This is a genomic window from Enterobacter asburiae (assembly GCF_008080435.1).
Lineage (GTDB): Bacteria > Pseudomonadota > Gammaproteobacteria > Enterobacterales > Enterobacteriaceae > Enterobacter > Enterobacter asburiae_C.
The window spans coordinates 1-19,961 of the sequence record NZ_VRKN01000028.1 but is presented as its reverse complement, the minus strand read 5'-3'; the positions used below and the strand labels follow the sequence as shown (position 1 = coordinate 19,961).

The 19,961-nt window shown below is 53.5% G+C and carries 19 protein-coding genes; 18 read left to right on the top strand and 1 reads right to left on the bottom strand.

Annotation, left to right across the window (positions count from 1 at the left end; genetic code table 11):
• Nucleotides 1-6: 6 nt before the first annotated feature.
• The 18 genes from FU672_RS23900 (at nt 7) to FU672_RS23820 (ending at nt 19,773) form a co-directional block, all read left to right on the top strand.
• Nucleotides 7-456 carry a phage tail protein gene (locus tag FU672_RS23900; protein WP_148245099.1) on the top strand — a complete coding sequence of 150 codons (450 nt, stop codon included), beginning with the start codon at nt 7-9 and terminating at the stop codon, nt 454-456.
• A gap of 282 nt (nt 457-738) precedes the next feature.
• Nucleotides 739-1,188 carry a phage tail protein gene (locus tag FU672_RS23895; RefSeq protein ID WP_148245098.1) on the top strand — a complete coding sequence of 150 codons (450 nt, stop codon included), beginning with the start codon at nt 739-741 and terminating at the stop codon, nt 1,186-1,188.
• An 18-nt stretch (nt 1,189-1,206) separates the two neighbouring features.
• Nucleotides 1,207-2,277 carry a phage tail sheath family protein gene (locus tag FU672_RS23890; protein WP_148245097.1) on the top strand — a complete coding sequence of 357 codons (1,071 nt, stop codon included), beginning with the start codon at nt 1,207-1,209 and terminating at the stop codon, nt 2,275-2,277.
• 21 nt (nt 2,278-2,298) lie between these two features.
• Complete coding sequence (locus tag FU672_RS23885; RefSeq protein WP_148245096.1) at nt 2,299-3,399, top strand: phage tail sheath family protein; 1,101 nt, start codon at nt 2,299-2,301, stop codon at nt 3,397-3,399.
• A 46-nt stretch (nt 3,400-3,445) separates the two neighbouring features.
• Entirely contained in the window at nt 3,446-4,678 is a 1,233-nt protein-coding gene (locus FU672_RS23880) for a phage tail sheath family protein (protein ID WP_148245095.1), read from the top strand.
• Nucleotides 4,675-5,127, top strand: a complete 453-nt coding sequence (locus FU672_RS23875) for a phage tail protein (RefSeq protein WP_148245094.1) — start codon at nt 4,675-4,677, stop codon at nt 5,125-5,127. The genes FU672_RS23880 and FU672_RS23875 overlap by 4 nt, the downstream gene beginning before the upstream one ends.
• Nucleotides 5,124-5,291: a DUF5908 family protein gene (locus tag FU672_RS24940; protein ID WP_187360848.1), complete on the top strand. Its 168-nt coding sequence runs from the start codon at nt 5,124-5,126 to the stop codon at nt 5,289-5,291. Before FU672_RS23875 ends, FU672_RS24940 begins: the two co-directional genes overlap by 4 nt.
• Nucleotides 5,288-5,980 (top strand): CIS tube protein, encoded by a 693-nt coding sequence (locus tag FU672_RS23870; protein WP_148245093.1) that lies wholly within the window; start codon nt 5,288-5,290, stop codon nt 5,978-5,980. The genes FU672_RS24940 and FU672_RS23870 overlap by 4 nt, the downstream gene beginning before the upstream one ends.
• Nucleotides 5,977-7,473 (top strand): phage baseplate assembly protein V, encoded by a 1,497-nt coding sequence (locus tag FU672_RS23865; RefSeq protein WP_148245092.1) that lies wholly within the window; start codon nt 5,977-5,979, stop codon nt 7,471-7,473. Before FU672_RS23870 ends, FU672_RS23865 begins: the two co-directional genes overlap by 4 nt.
• A gap of 32 nt (nt 7,474-7,505) precedes the next feature.
• Nucleotides 7,506-7,928 carry a GPW/gp25 family protein gene (locus FU672_RS23860; RefSeq protein ID WP_148245091.1) on the top strand — a complete coding sequence of 141 codons (423 nt, stop codon included), beginning with the start codon at nt 7,506-7,508 and terminating at the stop codon, nt 7,926-7,928.
• Entirely contained in the window at nt 7,925-8,347 is a 423-nt protein-coding gene (locus FU672_RS23855; RefSeq protein WP_148245090.1) for a contractile injection system spike tip protein, read from the top strand. Before FU672_RS23860 ends, FU672_RS23855 begins: the two co-directional genes overlap by 4 nt.
• 57 nt (nt 8,348-8,404) lie before the next feature.
• Entirely contained in the window at nt 8,405-10,192 is a 1,788-nt protein-coding gene (locus FU672_RS23850) for a baseplate J/gp47 family protein (RefSeq protein WP_148245089.1), read from the top strand.
• Nucleotides 10,185-13,091, top strand: a complete 2,907-nt coding sequence (locus FU672_RS23845) for a baseplate wedge protein (protein WP_148245088.1) — start codon at nt 10,185-10,187, stop codon at nt 13,089-13,091. Before FU672_RS23850 ends, FU672_RS23845 begins: the two co-directional genes overlap by 8 nt.
• A gap of 40 nt (nt 13,092-13,131) precedes the next feature.
• A complete protein-coding gene (locus FU672_RS23840) occupies nt 13,132-14,397 on the top strand; it encodes a phage tail protein (protein ID WP_148245087.1) in 1,266 nt (421 codons plus the stop codon).
• Between the two features lie 49 nt (nt 14,398-14,446).
• A complete protein-coding gene (locus FU672_RS23835; RefSeq protein WP_148245086.1) occupies nt 14,447-15,805 on the top strand; it encodes a contractile injection system tape measure protein in 1,359 nt (452 codons plus the stop codon).
• 3 nt (nt 15,806-15,808) lie between these two features.
• Entirely contained in the window at nt 15,809-17,887 is a 2,079-nt protein-coding gene (locus tag FU672_RS23830; protein ID WP_148245085.1) for an ATP-binding protein, read from the top strand.
• A 31-nt stretch (nt 17,888-17,918) separates the two neighbouring features.
• Nucleotides 17,919-18,815 (top strand): Pvc16 family protein, encoded by an 897-nt coding sequence (locus FU672_RS23825; RefSeq protein ID WP_148245084.1) that lies wholly within the window; start codon nt 17,919-17,921, stop codon nt 18,813-18,815.
• A gap of 412 nt (nt 18,816-19,227) precedes the next feature.
• Nucleotides 19,228-19,773: a DUF4765 family protein gene (locus FU672_RS23820; protein ID WP_148245083.1), complete on the top strand. Its 546-nt coding sequence runs from the start codon at nt 19,228-19,230 to the stop codon at nt 19,771-19,773.
• Here the strand turns inward: FU672_RS23820 and FU672_RS25020 are convergent.
• Nucleotides 19,768-19,961, bottom strand: a 194-nt coding sequence (locus tag FU672_RS25020) for a hypothetical protein (protein ID WP_222848626.1), incomplete at its 5' end; no start/stop codon positions are given. The two genes, FU672_RS23820 and FU672_RS25020, sit on opposite strands and share 6 nt — an antisense overlap.

Here is a 19,961-nt window from a genome sequence, read left to right as displayed (position 1 = left end):
AATATTATGGCCGCGACCACCGATGAAATTTCAGTACAGTATCCTATTCCTACCTACCGCTTTATTGTCACCCTGGGGGGCGAGCAGGTTCCCTTTACCAGCGCGTCGGGTCTGGATATTACTTATGACACTATTGAATACCGGGACGGCACCGGCAACTGGTATAAAATGCCCGGCCAGCGTCAGGCGATTAATATCACCCTGAGCAAAGGCGTGTTCCCCGGTGAAACCCTGCTGTTTAGCTGGATTAATTCTATTTCGCTGAACCAGGTGGAAAAGAAAGATATTATGATTAGCCTGACCAACGATGCCGGTACCGAAGTGCTGATGAGCTGGAATATCGCCAATGCCTTCCCGACTTCCCTGACCTCTCCCTCTTTTGATGCCACCAGCAATGAAGTTGCCGTTCAGCAGGTGACGCTAATGGCCGACCGGGTCACTATCCAGGCGGCCTGATAACCAGGGATAAATAATATGACGGTAAACACCGCTATCCCGGTGTCTATTTAAGTTGCCGCCATCCGCTCTGCTGAATTTATTATTTGGCAGTCTAGCAAGGGTCTTGCGCAGTAAACGTATAAAGCATTAAGCGAAAGTTGTCGTGTTTTTTCTGAAAACAGACTGGTGTATTCCAGGGGCGGTAGCATACCTTTTATCACCGCATGGATAAATCCAGTAATTGATAAAGCGCTTGCTATCCCGATAGCACTCATTAATTGCAACGTAAAGGTGAATATTATGGCCGCGACCACCGATGAAATTTCAGTACAGTATCCTATTCCTACCTACCGCTTTATTGTCACCCTGGGGGACGAGCAGGTTCCCTTTACCAGCGCGTCGGGTCTGGATATTACTTATGACACTATTGAATACCGCGACGGCACCGGCAACTGGTATAAAATGCCCGGCCAGCGTCAGGCGATTAATATCACCCTGAGCAAAGGCGTGTTCCCCGGTGAAACCCTGCTGTTTAGCTGGATTAATTCTATTTCGCTGAACCAGGTGGAAAAGAAAGATATTATGATTAGCCTGACTAACGATGCCGGTACCGAAGTGCTGATGAGCTGGAATATCGCCAATGCCTTCCCGACTTCCCTGACCTCTCCCTCTTTTGATGCCACCAGCAATGAAGTTGCCGTTCAGCAGGTGACGCTAATGGCCGATCGGGTCACTATCCAGGCGGCCTGATAATACAGGAATACTATTATGATGGTAAACACCAGCTATCCCGGTATCTATTTAAGCGAAGAGGCGTCGCTGAATTTTTCGGTCACCAGTAGTGCTACAGCGGTTCCGGCTTTTTCTTTACGCTATGTTAGCGGTATGCATCATCCCGAAGGAAATATTAACGCGTTTTATTCATGGCCGGAGTTTCTGGCAAGTCTGAGTGGTGATGATTCCAGTTGGGAATATTATCAAAGTGTACGCTTGTGGTATATGTGCGGAGGCGGCAAATGCTATCTGGTACATAAATCTGCTATCGAGGAAGCCGTCCGCAAGTATAATGATATTACCATGGTTGTTGCCAGCGGTACTGAAAATGACATGGTCGACCAGTTTAATAAACTGATTAGCAGTGGCTATCGTATTTTTGGTTTATTTGATGGGCCAAATAAAAAAATTGATGGGGGTACAGTCCCTGATGACATATTAAAGAATTATCCTGCGACCCCTTATGGGGCAATTTACTATCCATGGTGTCAATCTGCAGAGGGTAAGAGCATACCGCCCAGCGCCGTTGCCGCTGCCGCTATTGCCCTGACCGATAGCACCCGCGGCCCCTGGAAAGCCCCGGCGAATATGGTGATTAACGGTATCACGCCAAATTACCCGGTTACTGACGATCTGCAGGGCCGCTTTAACCAGGGTAAAGCGCTCAATATGATCCGCACATTTCCGGACGTTGGTACCGTGGTCTGGGGGGCCCGTACTCTTGAGGACAGCGATAACTGGCGCTATATCCCTGTGCGTCGGCTGTTCAGTATGGTGGAGCGGGATATTCAGAAAGCCCTCAATAAACTGGTCTTTGAACCCAACAGCCAGCCGACCTGGCAACGGGTAAAGGCGGCGGTCGACAATTATCTTTACCGCCTGTGGCAGCAGGGCGGTCTGCTCGGGAATAAAGCCGATGAAGCGTATTTTGTCTGCATCGGGAAAGGTATCACAATGACCACGGATGATATTAATCAGGGAAAAATGATTGTCCAGGTTGGAATGGCCGCCGCACGACCGGCCGAATTTATTATCCTGCAGTTCACTCAGAATATTGCCCAATAACCCAGCGAAGGAAAACACATTATGTCTAAAGCCACTACCGTTCCGGGTATTTATATTGAAGAAGATGCCTCTCCGGCGATTTCCGTCAGCCAGGGGGCTACCGCCGTTCCGCTATTTATCGCGAAGTTCACGCCGCGGGATGAGAAAAATAATGGCGTTATGCTGCGCATCAGCAGCTGGCTGGATTTTAGCCAGAAATTTTCCACCACCGACGTCGGCGCCGCTACGGCGCTGCAGCTCTATTTCCAGAACGGCGGCGGAGCCTGCTATGTCTTTGCGCTGGCTGACGGTACGAAAGGGGATACCCTGCCCGAACTGGCCGACCAGACGGGGGAGATTACGCTGTTTGTGGTACCTGAAAGCGAGGCCGTTTACCGCAACGCGGTCTATAGCACGCTGCTGGCCTCACTGGAAAAAAATAAGGGCTATTTTCTGCTGGCCGACAGTAGCGATGGCAAGGTGCCAGACGGTCTGGGCAGCTCCGCGCATATCGCCGTTTATTATCCTGCACTTTCGGTGATGACCTCACCGAAACAGGAGGACGGCAGCGCCCTCGTCGTTCAGGTCCCGGCTTCCGCATTGATGGCTGGCGTGTACTGCAAAACCGACAGCCAACGCGGTGTCTGGAAGGCACCGGCTAACGTAGTGCTTAACGGCGTCAGCGATGTCAGCGTCCGGGTATCGGATGATGACCAGGGCACGATGAATACAGCGGGTGTCAACGTGATCCGCTATTTCAGCGACCGTGGAATTGTTGTCTGGGGAGCGCGGACTGCCCTGCAGAATGATGATAACTGGCGCTATATCCCGGTGCGTCGCCTGTTTGACGCAGCGGAACGGGATATTAAAAAGGCGCTGCGTCCGATGGTCTTTGAGCCCAATAATCAGCTCACCTGGAAGCGGGTGCAGGCGGCTATCGATCACTACCTCTACCGCCTGTGGCAGCAGGGTGGCCTGGCGGGGAATAAGGCCGAAGAAGCTTATTTTGTCCGCATCGGGAAAGATATCACCATGAGTACCGATGATATTAATCAGGGCAAAATGATTGTCCAGGTCGGGATGGCCGCCGTACGACCAGCCGAGTTTATTATCCTGCAGTTTACCCAGGATATGGTCCAGTAACCGACCGCCGTGATTCCTTTTTTCACACCACCAGAAGGATATCCCGATGGCAATGGTTAATCCCCGGGTTTCTCTTAGCGAAACCCTGCTTAGCTCCTCTGCGGCTAAAGATCCGGTCACCACGCCGCTGTTTATTGCTTATACCCTGGTTCCGGCGGAGAGCGTAAACAGGATGCAGCCGGTCAGCGTGGCCTCTTTGACTCAGGCGGAGTCCCTGTTTGGCAACAGCGGAACCCTGGCGTATTCGCTGCGCCACTTTTTTGAAAACGGTGGCCTGGGCTGTTATGTACTGTCGCTGGGGATGGGTGTTCAGGACAGCTTCGTCCGGGTGAAGGCGCTGGTAACGGCGTTACAGAGTCAGGAAGTGCAGGAGGCCGTAACGGCGGAACTCTATAGCGGCCTGCTGCTGGCACCGGAACTCAGCGAATTAAATGATGTGACAGAGGGTTCGGCTTCAGAGATTTCCAGCCTCTGGTATCAGGGTTGGACGGCGCTGCTGCAACTTAGCAGCACGGCAGCACAGCGTTTTGCCTTACTGGAACTGCCCGACGAGCCGGCCAGGGCCACTGCACTTTGCCAGGCGTCATTCTCTGCCGATCTCTGTCAGAACGGCGCCGCATGGTGGCCGCGATTAGAAACTCGCTATCTGGTCAGTAGCGCGAATGACATGGAGTATCGCCTGCTGTCACCGCTCCCGGCGGTTGCTGCGGTGATCCAAAAAAGCGCGGGAATAAATGGGGTCTGGAAGGCCCCGGCCAATATCCCGCTGATAAAAACGCTGCGGCCGGTGGCCAATATCCTGCAGTCGCAGGTGCTGCTCGGCACTAAGGGGATTTACGCTAATCCGATCCGCAGTTTTACCGGAAAAGGGGTTCGCATGTGGGGCTGTCGTACCTTACTGAATGATGAGGCCTCTCCCTGGCGCTATATCCAGACCCGCCTGCTGGCCAACAGCGTGGAAAGGCAGTTAAGCAAACTGGCGCGGGTGTTTTTATTCGAACCCAATAATGCCCGGACCTGGATGAAGCTGAAGGGGCAGGCCTGGACATGGCTACGCCAGCAGTGGCTGGGCGGGGCATTTTTTGGCACCACCGAAGAAGAGGCCTTTACGCTGAGTATCGGGCTTAACGAATCCATGACCGCTGACGATATCCGCGCCGGAAAGATGATCCTGCGGGTTCGACTGGCATTGATGGCTCCGGCTGAGTTTATCGATATCAGTCTGACGCTGGATATGCGTGGAAGTTCAGCATTAGCGGTTAGCGGGAGCGCATCATGACTGACCTACCGGTTGTTGCCCATCGTTTTATTGTTAATTTTATGTTTGACATGCTCCCGGCTCCGCTGGATATCGCCTTTCAGAGAGTATCCGGCTTGTCGCGCGAGCTGGAGGTGAGTCAGGTCCGGGAAGGGGGCGAAAATGCCCGTAACCTTTGGCTGGCAGAGAAAGTCAATTACGGCAGTTTACTGCTCGAGCGCGGCGTCATGAATGCGTCGATATTAACCACCCAGTTTGATCGGGTGCTGCGGCGGGAAAGCACCCAGTGGGCCAATGTGGTGATTCTGCTGCTGAACGAGAACGATCTCCCGGTCACCACCTGGACTCTGAGTCATGCGCTGCCGGTACGCTGGCAGGTCGGCGATCTGGATGCCAGCAGCAACACCGTATTGATCAACTCACTTGAACTGCGCTATCAGGATATGCGCCTGATAGGGGGGAAATTATGACCATTGAGATCCGCGAGCTGATCGTCAGGGTGGAAGTAACGGACTCTTCGCTGCCTGTTCCAGTCTTACCCGCTACAGATAATTCGCCATGGCATGAACAACGCCTGCTGGAACAACTGAAACGTGAAGTGCTGGAGTATCTGCAGGAAAGGGGGGCACTATGAGCAGCCTGTTTGCACGAGGTCTGTCTAAGCTGACCATTAGCGCCTGGAAAGACAGGGAAGGTAAAATTCCGGTGGGTAAAATGAGCGTGATGTACAACCCGGAAAACATCCAGCTCGATTATAAAACGCAATACCGGACGGAAGACACCATCAATAAAGCGGCCCGCAGCAATAACTATGTGCTCTCGGAGCCAGCCGGCCTGACCCTTAGTTTGCTGTTTGACAGCCAGATGCCGGGCAACAGTACTCCGCTGGAGACCCAGCTGGCGATGTTAAAATCCCTGTGCGCGGTGAACGCCAATAGCGAATTTCCCTGCTTTTTACGCATTACCTGGGGAAAAATGCGCTGGGAAAATAAGGGCTGGTTTGCCGGAAGGGCCAGCGATCTTTCCGTCAACTATACCCTGTTCGATCGTAATGCTAAGCCGCTGCGTGCGACGGTGCGTCTGAGCCTGGTGGCGGATGAAAGCTTTGTGATTCAGGAAAATGAGAGAAACAGCAAGGCGTTATCCACAGTGTTGATCGACGTACCGGACATGGCTTCCCTTCCTCAGTTGGCCATCGGTGCAAGCACCACGCTTGTCAGGCGTGTGGATTACCTCTCGCTGGCCTGGGATAACGATCTGGATACTCTGGATGATTTCCAGCCCGGCAGCGTACTGCAGGCGATAAAAGGGACGGGACTATGAATGATATCACCCTGAAAATTGCCGGAAAGATCTGTCCGCTGGGCATTAGTCGGTTGCATGTACAGCAGCAAGTTAATGAGATCCCTACGGCCCAGCTGGAACTACAGCTCCCCACCGACAGCAACGGGAGCAGTGACAGAGAGGCGCAGAATGCCGCCGCCAGCCTGGCGACCGGCGCAGACCTGTCCATTGCGCTGGATAACAAGACGCTGTTCAGCGGCTATCTGACGTCGAAAAGAATCATCCTGCGCGGCAAAATCTGGTCAATCCGCCTGGAAGCACGGCATCTGTTGCAGAAGCTGGCATTTTTTCCCGCCTGCCGGGTATTTCGCGAGCAGGATGACGCGACCATCCTCAATATGCTGTTCCAGCAGGCCGGCGTTAAAATGACGCGCAAAACGACCACTCAGCTGGCAACCCGCCACGATCAGATGGTGCAGTTCAGGGCCAGTGACTGGCAGTTTATTCGCAGCCGGTTATTTGCCACCAACTGCTGGCTGGTGCCGGATGCGGCCAGTAACGGCGTGACCGTTGCCCCGCTGGCAGAGCCGCTCGCCGTATCGCACAAGCTTGAGAATTACGCCCAGCAGAGTGGGTATAGCCTGTATGACATCGACCTGACCTTTGATAACCGCTTTACGCCGGACAGCCTCTCCTTACAGGGCTGGGATATCACCCGCCAGCAGCTGAGCGTGGCGCAAAAAAGCAGCGCCAACGACTTTCGTCCGTGGAAAACCAGTCAACATCCCACGTCGTCGCATCCACGGAGTTATCAGCTGGCGTTCAGTCGGATACCGGAAAGCGCGCCCGCCACGCTTGCCCGCTCGTGGATTAATCACCAGCAGCTGACCGGGGTTCAGGGACGCATTGTGCTGGAAGGTACCCGGGACTTCCAGCCGGCGGAAAGTATTTCCCTCAGTCAGTTTGGTGCCGGGCTGGACGGAACCGCCATCCTGACCGGCGTCAACCAGCGGTTTGATACCGTTGAGGGCTGGCGCAGCGAGTTGCTGATAGGCGGAATGGAGCGCTTTCTTCCGCAAAGCCTTCCTCCGGTTCAGTCGTTGCATATTGCGACGGTCGCCAGTTTTACTGCCGACCCGCAAGGGCTGGAGCGGATCCCGATCTCCCTGCCGGCGCTTAACCTGCCCGGTGAGTATATTTTTGCACGCCTCGGAAAACCCTGGGCCAGCAAAGCCAGCGGTTTCTGTTTCTATCCCGAGCCTGGTGATGAAGTGATTGTGGGGTTTATTGAAAGCGATCCGCGTTATCCGGTGATTATCGATTCGCTGCATAATCCTAAAAATACCGCGCCGATTGCGCCGGGCAAGGAAAATAATATTAAAGGGCTGGTGATAAATAGTGGTGATGTGACGGAGCAGCTCCTGTTTAACACCGGGGATAATACTTTCACGATTACCGCAGATACGCTTTCGCTCACGGGAAAAAATAAGGTGGAGATTACCGGTACCAGCATCAATATGAAGAAAAAATAATTCTCTGACAGGCAACGCTGGAGTGGATAAAGATGAATGACGATACCCTAACGACCGTGCTCGGGCGCTGTTGGGCCTTTCCGCCACAGTTCTCTCCCGGCAGCGGAGTGAAAATGGCCGAGGGCACTGAGGCAGTGCTACAAAGTTTACAGGTATTATTCCTGACGCAGACCAATGAGCGAATAATGCGTGAATCCTGGGGGGCCGGGATGAATGATTTTCTCTTTGAAAATATCTCCGATGAGCTCCAGGCAAGTATTAAGACACGTATTGAAGAAATCATTCTTCGCTATGAACCTCGGGTGATCCTGACAGAAGTGATTGTCATGCCCCGCACCAACGATCTCAGCCGCCTGCAGATTACCCTGACGGTCTCGCTTTACGGCGTTGATATTACCGGGACGATCGAAGGGACCCTGAATCTTAATGAAGGTCAGATGCTGAGGTTAATATGAGTAACTCTATTATTGTCGACGGCGACCAGCTTAAATTTGCCGCACAGTTTGGTATTAACACGGTCACTCCGACGGCCACGCCGGTTATTCACGGAAGCGGGGAAGCCACGATTGAAGATAAAAAAATCTGTATCCTCGGTGATGAAGCAAAAGTTTCTGTTCCGGCAAGCTACCAAAATGGAGATTACCCTACTCCAGGGGCTGGCAGGATCACCATCATTAAACTGGCAAACGATCAGCAAGCCCCGTTCGCCACGGCCGAAACCCCGGTGATTCTGGTGGGAAGCCAGTTTACCGCATCCTTTACGCCTACGCCTGAAGCTCCGGCATCAGGTGATAAAGGACCAGACCCGGTGACGGCCCCCTCTACGGGTTCCGGCACCTTTATTAACAGCCAGTCATTTGTTACTGCGGGATAATCGCACGTTGTTATCCGTGCACACATGTTCCTTATTAACGACCAGGTGGAGAACAGGATGCTGGAGCTCGATAAACTGAAAAACATACTGGACGCTGAAGTCGCCACGGGTGACTTCATGCTGGACCCGCGTACCCCGCAGCAGCGGCTGGAAAACATCGCCGGCTATAGCGACCTGATCCCCTTTGCCAGTAACCAGATAGCAAACTGGGACAGCTTCTGGCTGAAGGATACAACGGCGCAGGCGCTGGCCGATATTTATAAGAGCGGTTCATTTGACGCGCAAACACTGCCGGTACAACAGACCTTTTTACTGGCGTTGCTGCAGCTGCTGGAAACGCCGGGGCTGCTGCTGAATACGCTCCCCGCCCGTCATCGCCTGCTCTACTATCGCGACCTGCTGGGTTTCAGCCAGCGCAGCGCACTGCCGGATAGCGTGGCGGTCAGCTTTAGCCTGCAGAGCAATACTGAGGATTACCTGTTACCGGCCGGGACGGCGCTGGATGGCGGGCAGGACAGCGCGGGCAATACGCTGACCTATCTGACCGATGAGCTTCTGCTGATTACTCCCCAGCAACTAAGTAAGCTGTGCTGGACCCGGCACAGTGACTGGAAGCTCTCAACGGTACTGGATGTCGAAAACAGCATCACCCTTCCCGATGAGGGGATCCGTCTGTTGAGCAAAACGGGCCATGAGACGGATACCAGGATTGCAGGGCAGTCGATCTATCTCGGCTTCAGCGATGTTAAGCCCGGTGAAACCCTGTCGCTCTACTGGTCCCTGGACGGCTCCTCGCCCCTCGACCTTACGTGGTCGTATTACACTCTGGATAAAAAATGGGTGCCGCTGGCGGCAGGGGTGCAGGACAGTACCGGCGGGCTTTCCGGCAGCGGCCTCTGGCGAGCGGTATTGCCGGATAACAGTGCCCCCGGCACTGACGCAGAAGCAGACATTTTTCCTAATACATATTACTGGTTAAGAGCAGGGATTGAACTGAGTGACGACGTGCCGAAACTCAGGGGCGTTTTCTCCGGCGCGGTGACCGCCACCCTTGATACCACGGGTGATATCGACGACAGCCACTTCGCCCAGGTCTTACCTGCGGACACCATCACCCAGCTGACGACGCCGCAGCCGGAAATCAGCAGCGTCAGCCAGCCGCTTCCTTCAAGCGGCGGCCGGGCACCGGAGACGGAAGCCGCAATGATTGCCCGTGCCGCCACCCGTATTTCACACCGCCAGCGGGCCATTAGCTGGGGCAATATGCGCAGTATGCTGATGGATAACTATCCCCAGCTGTTTGATGTTCGCTTTCCCGATGCGGAAAAGCTCAATCATATCCCGGCCCCGGTCACCCAGACCCTGCTGGCGATTCCCGACAGCCGCTACCGTGACAATGACGATGTGCTACGTCCGACATTAAGCGCCGTGCGCCTGAGCGCCATGGCGGTCTGGCTAAAGCAGTACGCCAGCCTGTGGGTTGAGCCTGTGGTGGTGAACCCCATCTATATCGATGTCACCGCAGCTTATAAGGTGGTGTTTATCGACGGTATCAGCCCGGACTATGGCTATAGCCAGCTGAATAGCTGGCTGCAACAGCGTTATATGCCCTGGGGGGAAGACCAGCAGCAGGCGGTGACCCCTGGCAATCAGCTTGATTATTACCAGCTGCTGGCAACGATACAGCAGTCGCCGATGGTACAGCGTGTGCTGTCACTCACCCTTAAGCGCCCGGAAAAAGATGCTAAAGAACAGCAGCAGACCATCAGCGCCGGGGAAAATGAAGTCCTGATTTTAGTTCCGGTGCCGAGAGCCAATAACACGAGCGGAGAGCTTTATGTCTAAAGAGAACGCGCTATTTCAGCAGGTAAAAGACAACATTGCGTTTGACACGCTCTGGCCGCAGGTGACAGAGACCATCACAACCTATAGCGGCAAGTTGTGGACCGATACGGGCGATCACGATCCCGGCGTGACCCTATTGCAGGCCGTGACCTGGAACACCTCCGACCTGAGTTACCGGGCATCGCTCTCAGTTAACGACCTGTTAACGCAACAGGGGGAACCCAATCTGTTTCCGATAGACTTTGGTCCGCAGAACGTATTGACCTGTAATGCGGTAACGGCCGAGGATTATCGCCGTTTGCTGCGGAGCCTCACTCTTTCTGACCTCCACTGGTATAACCCCAGTGACCCTTTCCTCTTCACTGAAGCGCGAATAGTGCGTGAGCCTGAAGATAATCGTTTTCAGTGGTGGTATGACACGGAAAAACGGCACTACGTCTTTAGTGAGCCACAGGGCAGTGATGATAATAAAAAACAAATGTTTTTACGTGGTAACAACTGGTTATACCTTGTGCCAAGCTCTTATCTAGAAAATTATTTTCCACAATATCCACACGATAGGTCTTTATATGAGGAGCGCCTCAAAAACTTTCTCCGCGATTATCGTAATCTGGGCGAGGACTTTTCCCGTATTATCTGGTTGAGACCGATAGCTTTTTATCCTCAGTTAACCATTGAACTTGCCGAAGAAGTTAACGACGTTAACCTGATAGTGGCGGAGATTTATGAGACGCTTAACGCGTTGACCCTGCCGGAGGTGAAGCATCATACCACTGCCCAACTGCAAAAAGCCGGATACAGCAATGAAGCTATTTTTGAAGGCCCTTATTTACACAATGGCTGGCAGACGGACTCTGCGCCGATCATTACCGACAGCGGTATAACCATTAACCTTAGTCAGCTGTTTAACCGGCTGCTGGCGATTAACGGCGTGGCCAGTATCAGCCAGTTTAGTGCCGGTACGCTGTCTGCACACATCACGGCGGTCAGCGACGACGCCTGGTCATGGCAGGTGGCCAGCGGCTACTACCCGCAGCTGTGGGGCACTGCGCCGGTGACACTACTGGCTTCCGACAGCAGCCCGCTAACCCTGATCGCCAAAGGGGGGATTTATCAACGCCCTGACGAAAAGAAGGTCAAGGCATATCTGCAGGTGCCTGAGCATATTAAAACCGAACCGGTCGTGCTGCCCGCCGGCAAGCTGCGTGATCTGGCGGCCTATACGCCAGTGGGTGATCGCCTGCCGGAGTGCTATCAGCTCCAGCAGCCTGTGGCGGTGATTAATGACACTATCCGTGAGCTGCATCAGTTTCTGCTGCCGGTCGATCAACAGCTGGCGGACGGCTGCGCGGAACTTGCCACGCTGCCGCAACTGCTGGCGTTTACGGACCGGGATAAGCTGAATGCGATTCGCGGCACCCGCTGGCCCTATGCGACGGATTCGGTCAGCCAGCAGGTCCACCAGCAATATGCGCAGGCGCTGACCGGCTTCCAGCAGCAGGATACGGCCGTTTTTGCAGATATGGCCAATTTATCCCGCGAGCTGGATTTTATTCAGTATCTGCTGGGCTACTTTGGTGCCCACCGCGCCGCCAGACCCCTGACGATAAATCTGGCAGATTTTCTCGCCACCCAGCGTGCCTTACTGGCTCAGCAGCCGACCCTCGGCTATGACCGCATCAATATCCGTATCGACCAGGTTTCCGCCCTGCAAAAGCGTATCGCAGCCCGTATCGGGCTGAATAGCGAATGCTTTGCCGAAAATCCTGATCTGGGCAAGCTGCCGTTCTATGTGGTTGAGCATCGCCAGCTGTTGCCGTTATTGCCCAATGATGCCTACACTGAAGAGCAGACCCCGACAGATTTTATCTCTATAAATAAGCTGGTGGTGACCATCACACAGGCTGGCAGCGCCGGGAAAATTGTTCAGGGCCAGCTGATCGATCTGATTGCCTATGAAGGAGACAGCAAACTGTATGTTAAGCAGCAGCTGGTCACCTCCACGGATGGCGACAGCTTTACGCTGAATACGGCGAACAGTCTGCAGCTGCAAAACGATCTGGATCGGCTCCAGGCAGCGTGGAACGGCAAGTACAAGGGCAATTTACGCTGGCAGAACAGCAATATCTGGCTGCAGGATATGGATTATCGGCTGAATTATGCTACCACGCAGCCGACTGACAGCAATCAACGGGTGCTGGCCAGTAACGATCAGAGTCCCTATCCGACGATGGTCGCCGCTGGCGACACCATCACCATTCGCCCCGCTGGCCTGATGCCGACGATACCTGACGGGCTGGCAACCGCTAAAGCGGCGTCCGTGCGGGCAGACGACTGGCAGCTGGAAGCCACTATTGTTGCGCTCAATGAGGTCGACGGAACCCTGACTGTTGAAAAAGCAGCGGGCAGCACCAATGCTTTTCCCAAGGCCGAGGATGCCTTCCGCTACCAATGGAATTTCAGCAAGGCGGCCTATGCCACCGCCGACCGGTTCTCCTTTGTGGTCAGCATTGTGCATAACCGCAGCATGATCGAAGCAGGCAATATCGACCCCCAAAGGCTAATCGACTGGATGCAGCGCGAGGTGATGGCGGAGTTCCCGGCCCATGTCTCGATTATCAACCTCTGGTTGAGCGACTCGGCGTTTAAAAACTTTGCCGCCACCTATAAGCGCTGGCAGAACAACGGCACTCCGCTGGGGGATGACGCCTTTGCCATTATGCAGATGCTGACCCTGGGTCATCTGCCGGTAACCCAGTTGGGTATCGGCCTGATGCGTATCGCCACCGACGAGCAGAAAGCGGCGGTGGTGGGCGAAGAAGGCACGGGGTGGGATACCAGCGTCATACTCGATCAGGAACTGTTTTATGTACCTCAGGACCTTCCTTCCACCTTATAACCCTTAATCTGACAGATAAACCCGGAGCCGGAGAACAAAGATGACTGACAGCAAAGATAAAAAAACCACCGCAGGCAAAGCGAAAACCGCTTCAGGTAGCAAGGCGAAAGCCACCGCCACAGAGGCAACCCAGTCCTTAGCAAAAAGTGCCCTAACGACCAGCACCCTGCCTACCGCTGCTGACTTAAAAGATCGCTTTAAGGCGGGGAGTATCCCATTACAAACGGATTTTGCCGATTTGATTGATATGGCGAATATTGGTCGTCTGGCTGTCGGTGACAATGGCACGGGATGGGGGCTGAATAAAGACGGTCAGGGGCGACTGCAATGGGATTTTAGACAAATTTATCATACCAGTTATGATTTATCGCCTTCTGCCTCCATTGACAGAATCTCTATTTCTAACCAGTTTTCAGGTGAAACATCAATACACAACAGAATAGCGCTGCTTGCAATAAATCAGGAAAGAGGCCCAACCCGTGCGGTTGACACTCCGAGTGGCAACTCAACCACCTTTGTCTGCAAAGCAATTAAAACTGATACTGAGGGTAAGAAAACCGCGACAGAAGTGAATATTATTGCAAAAAAGGCAGTTGGGAAGACAGGGGATGATATTCCATTTGAGTATGTTGCTAAAAATAATGCAGTATACTCAATCTGGTATCAGTTTACTTTAAATGCACCCGACGTTGATCTCAATACCTGTACTCTGGTTATTGACCCTTTAATGTTATCGATTAACCACGTTACCGATGTTTCTAAAGACCCTTTTGGCGAAGTCCTTTCCCTGATGATAGTCAACTTTACCTGTAACAGTGCCCACCAGATTATCCCCAAAGGATTGATTAGCATGTTCTCCGGAAGCAAGGTCCCGGAAGGCTGGCTTTTTTGTGATGGTACGAATGGCACCCCAAACTTGATCGACCGATTTATTTTAGGTGGTTATGTCGAAGATAACGGTAAAAAAAATAATATTACTCTGTCCGGAGATAAGACAAATAAGACATTTTCTGCTCAAACCAACAAAGTCACACCAGGTATTAATGTGACGGTAGCCGGGTATGCATTAACGGCAAAAGAAATGCCACCGCATAACCACACTATATCGGGAAGGTCTGATACGGGAGGTACCAGTATTGCGTTTGATGGCCATGCAGTGGGCGGACATGCTGGCAGTGCGATAACCTCATCGGAAGGTGAGGGGGCGGAGCACAAACATAGCGCCTCTGCCAAACAGGATGCGCATGGGCACAGTATTGATATCGCTGTGCCTTATTATATTTTGGCTTTTATTATGAAGTCATAATTTCCCGGTTATTTATTGTGGGCTTCCGCTTGTCAGGAACTATTATGCCATGAGTCAGTCTTTTATTAATCATCTGGTTCTGCAGATAAAAACCCAATATCGCCCAGCGGGTGAAAAGCTGCTCCATTCCCCGCTGCTAAAACCCGATAATTTAAAACGGGCAATTAATCAGGTAATAGCGGAGCTCAACCCCGCAGGCAATATTTACACCAGCACTCTGACGCTGGATCTTGGGGTTATTCCGCTGGCGCAGTTTGCAAGGGAGTTTAATCTGCGGCTGGCGCAGGCGTTAGCGGACAATCTGCGTCGGCAGCCAGTGGAATCCCGGCCTCATACGCTCGCTCTCACCGCTGAACCGGCCGCGCTGCTGGCGCAGCTTCGGCCGGAATCAGCGTCGCTTTATCCGCTGGCGATTCTGTGCCTGCAGCCCGCTCCGCTACAGCAGCTCTTGCTTCACCACCGTCCGGAACGGTTATTGCTGCTGCTAAAAACGCTGTTAAACCCGAAGGGGATTTTACCGAAGTATGCCTATCGCCAGGTCACAGGTAGCCGTCTGGCGATGGCCGCGCTCGGTTTTCTGCTTCATGACCGGGAGGGGGTTAACTGGCTCAGCAATAACGCCCCCCCGGTCAGCCAGCTGGCGACCTGGCAGGACGCCATTGCCACCGGTGAAATTGTTGTTGAACAGGTGCTGGATCTGTTGATAAGCCAGCCCAACAATCCGGTGGTGACGTCCCGCTGGCTGCGGCCGCTCTGGCAGCGAAAAGCGGGACGCACGCTTATTCACAGGCAGGCCGGGACAGAAACCGTGCAGGAGATCGACACCCGGCTCGGTCAGAACCCACGGCAGGAACGGGATAGCGGTAACGGGAGTCAACCTGCGGTCAGGCCGACATTGCCGGTCAATAATGCCGGCCTGCTCCTGCTGTGGCCGCTCCTGCCTCAGCTGCTGGCCCATATGGAACTGTGCCTGGAGGGGCAATTTCTCAGTGATGCCGCTCGCTGGCAGGCGGTCCAGAGCCTGCACTATCTGGCATGGGGAAGGGATTATCCCGCAGCTGAAAGCTTTCCGCTCAATCAGCTGCTGTGCGGGATAGCGCCCGATATCGCTATGCCGGAGAGCGCATCGTTAAATGAACAGCAGCAACAGCAGATAGACCACTGGCTGACCGCCGTTGGCCAGCAGCTGCCGGGGTGGCAAGCGTTTAGCCTGGCCGATATGCGCCAGCTGTTTTTACAGCGCCCCGGGGAGGTGGTTACCGATATTCAGCCGCCGCAGATAGCGGTTAACCCCGAGGCATTCGATTACCTGCTTCGCGACTGGCCCTGGCCGCTAACCCTGGTGTCGTTGCCCTGGCTTGAACAGCCGTTGACCCTTATCTGGCCTCTGCCTCATCTGACAGGATAACCTATGTCATTTTCTGCAAAACCCGTGTTTTTCCCTGACTATCAGCAGGGCAGTGACGATGAGGATTTCTCTCGCTGCCTTGAACGCATCGATCTGCGGTTTCAGCAGGATTATCTGCGGCGGATGGGAGAGCCTCCTGTCAGCCTGAATCACTTTTTTCTGCCACATGATGAGAGCGTCCGACGTCTTGAGATGCCCGAGGGCCGTCCCTGCTGGCAGGGACGGCATGGGACCTATTTACCCGATGCTGAGGAGACGCTCAGCGCACGGCTGCATTTTTTGCTGAGCGCCTTCGATTTAACCGTCAGCGAGCGTGACCTGCTGCTGCTCGCCTTGCTGCCCAGGCTGAGTGAGCATTATAGCCAGCTGGCCGACAGCGGTCTGGGAGAGGGCGTAAGCCGAAGTCTGGTATCCCGACTGTTTTCCGCCTCGTCAACCGCATATCGTCTGTTGCAGTCGGCGCTGCATCCCGCTTCGCCGCTGTTTCAGTTTCAGTTGCTGACAGAGATAAAACCTGTAGGCAGCCGTAAAGGGCCTGCGGAATATGTTGTCAGTGAAGCACTCTGGCATTTTTTGTGCGGTAACGACCTGCCAACAACCACGCGTTATCCCTGGGTTCGCCGGGCGATCGCCGATGATAACGCAACCTGTCCCGCTTCCCTTGGCGAAAACCTGTTCCGTCTGTGTTTCAGCACCGGAGATAAGGCCCCGCCCGTGGTGGTACTGGAGGGGCGCGAGCTGGATGGGCGGGAGTGGGCGCTGGCGGCTATGTGTGCCAATGATCAGCGGCCCCTGCTGTGCGTGAACACGGACCTGCTGGCCAGCCAGCCGGAGCCTCAGCAGCAACAGGCGATGAGCGAAATTATCCGCGACGCTCTACTGGAAAAGGCCGCTCTGCTGTTTGAAAAGCAGAGTCTGTCTCCGGGTGAGAAACCCGGCTGGGTGCGGACGCTCGAACGGCTGTTACCGCAGGTCCGGCTGCCATTATTTATGCTGGCCGATGCCGCATCCGTTGCGCCAGCCTTCGCGGGTTTGAGCTGTATACATCTGGTGATGCCTCAGCCCACGGCTGACGAAAAAGCGGCGTTGTTGCAGCGTGCATGGCCGCACAGGCCCACTGCCGGAGAGAAGCGGTCGCTACGAAGTCTGGTCCAGCGCTACGCCTTCGATCCGGCGGATATACCCCAGATAATGCAGGAAGCCGATGACTACCGTCATCTGAGAAACGTGGACGCGCTCTTACTCCCTGAGGATCTCCGCCAGACGCTTTCCCGGCGCTCGCGTAAAAACTTCGGCAAGCTGGCCCGGCGCATTACCCCCGTTCGTACCTTTGATGACCTTATTGTCCCGCCCGTATTACAAAAACAGCTGGCGGAGATCCTGGCGGTGATTCGCCTGCGGGAAAGTGTGACCGAAAAGCACTTCAGCCACAAAACCGGCGGAAAAACCGGGATCAGCGCCCTGTTTTACGGTGATTCCGGCACCGGTAAAACCCTGGCGGCGGAGGTGCTGGCCGGGCAGCTTGAGGTCGACCTGATCAAGGTAGATCTCTCCACCGTGGTCAATAAATACGTGGGCGAAACGGAAAAAAACCTCGCGCGCATTTTCGATCTTGCCGAGGCCGACAGCGGGGTGCTGTTTTTCGATGAAGCCGACGCCCTGTTTGGCAAGCGCAGTGAAACCAAAGATGCCCACGACAGGCACGCTAATATTGAAGTCTCCTATCTGCTGCAGCGGTTAGAAAATTATCCCGGTCTGGTGATCCTGGCCACCAATAACCGTAATCATCTCGACAGCGCCTTTAACCGCCGTTTTACCTTTATTACCCGCTTTACCTGGCCGGATGCCGATCAGCGCGTGCAGATGTGGCAGGCGATTTGGCCGACGACGCTAAAACTGGCGCAGGATGTGAGCTTCACCGCGCTTTCCGCCCGCAGCGAGCTAACCGGGGCCAATATTCGCAACGTGGCGCTGCTGGCGGCGGTGCTGGCGGCGGAAGAGAAAAGTAAGCTTATCCATCAGCGCCATATTGAACATGCTATCGGCCGCGAGCTGGGCAAGATGGGCCGTCTCCCACTTTGACGCGAATCATTCACTTTAGAGCGAGGTTTTTATGTCCACGATTGTTACGTCCGCCACGGCCATTGTTGCTGTTAATGAAGCGCTGCTTGCCGTGCTTGAACAGTATCTCGATCCCGATTCTTCGGGAGGCATTGATATTCGTTTCGATCTACCGGAGATCGACAGCACCCAGTCTTCGCCGACCGTCAGCGTCTTCCTGTATGACGTGCATGAAGATTTGCAACTGCGCCAGAGCGAGCCTGCACGTCTGAATGTTACCAGCAGTACCCTGCGGGCGGGCTGGGTAAACCTGAGCTGCAACTATCTGATTACCTACTGGGAGGCGCAAAGCAGCGGCAGCGACGGCGATGGGCCGGACAGCAGGCCGGATAATCAGGCTGTGAATATAATGACCAAGACGCTGCAGGCATTACTGAATAACCGCGAACTTAAAGCTATTCCGGGGGCATGGACCCGCATCATCCCGCCGCAGGAAAATTTAAACAGTCTCGGGAATTTCTGGCAGGCGCTGGGCAACCGGCCGCGGCTGTCTCTTGTCTATTCGATTACCGTGCCGCTTCTGCTGGATAACAGCCTGAAGCAAACGCTGGTGAAAACGGTCACCAGCGAAATTGCTCAGACTGCCAGCGTGGATATTAACGCGTTAAACGCCCGGCTGTGGCAGACCCTGTGCCTGGCTCTGGGGGACGGCGGCGAGCAGAAGCTGGCGAGGGTCAATGTTAAAAGCCAGTCGTTGACTGCGGAAGTTAAAGACAATCCGGGAATCAATATCAGCGTGGATATTTCAGGTATTGCCGACAAAACCTACCAGCAATCGCTGGAAAAGGTACTGACAACCTGGAGTGACAGTAGTAAGGCCGCGACAGATATTAACGGTGCTGCGGTGTATATTCTTGCCCTGCAAACAAATGGGCTGGTGTATCTGTGATTTAATTACGGATTTTTTTCTTGGTAATCCTGCTTTTTATTTTGCAAGGGCGTCATATGTTATTTTTAACTGCCAAGGCAGTTGACGTCTAATAACAGTGCCAAAAAAAAGTGGGGTTCGTCAGCAATCGGAAGCGTATTACGCTTCCATAGGGGCAAAGGATCTGGCAGCCTGAGTTCCCGGACTAAAAACTCTCCCACAAAACCGGTACGGTTCAGTATGGCCATCAGCGTAAACTGGTGGGTCAGGGCTGGTTGTATGTGGCCCGGGCCGATGAAAGAGTCAGTACATCAGAACAGGATTTAACCCGCCAAGCCGGCATCAGCCCGATTTATTTAACAAAGCCACCTAAACTATAAGTCTAGGTGAGAATTCTGTAGCTAATCCAGCCTGATAATTTAAGGAGAATTATATGTATACTAAAGAATCTTTGAGTAAGGTAGTCAAAATTCTTCCAGCTTATAGTCAGTTAGAAGAAGATGATGATGATTATATGGATGATGAACATGAAGACGGCCCTTTACCTGCAGAACTGGAAAGAGAATACAAAACACTTGAGTACGATTTTCTCAGGGAGGAAATCGCTAAGCGTATGAACCCAGATGAAGAATACATTTTGTATAGGGGAACCAGCAGTAGTGGGGTTATAAATATGCTTAATAATAGTTCTGCAGGCGCTAAAATTGACGTTGAAACCCCTCCACCATCGAAGGAAGATGTAAAAAAACAAGTAGGTAAAGGCGCATTTTTACCGGAGTTTACCACAGACAGTAGTGTTTTTGATGGTTTTTCGAGGGGGCACTATGGTGTTGTTGTTAAAATCAAACAACGCTATCTTACTGCAGGAAGCAAAAATGAATCAGGATTTGTGGTTAACAAGAGCGCACCGGTAACAGTTCTGCAAGTTTATGACAGAACTTTTGGGCGAGACGAAGTTTTCGGACCTAACGCTTCATAAGATGGACGGCATTGTGATCTTACCCACGTAATGTGGACACGGCCCTAAGCGAGGTTCATGGTTAGGAACTTCAATCACCTCTTTTGACAGCGACTGACCATGAATTTCATTGGTAATCCCCCCATTCTTAACGGAGGTGACAAGTAGAATCAGGTCATGCGTTGAATATGTTGCATCGGTGTATAACC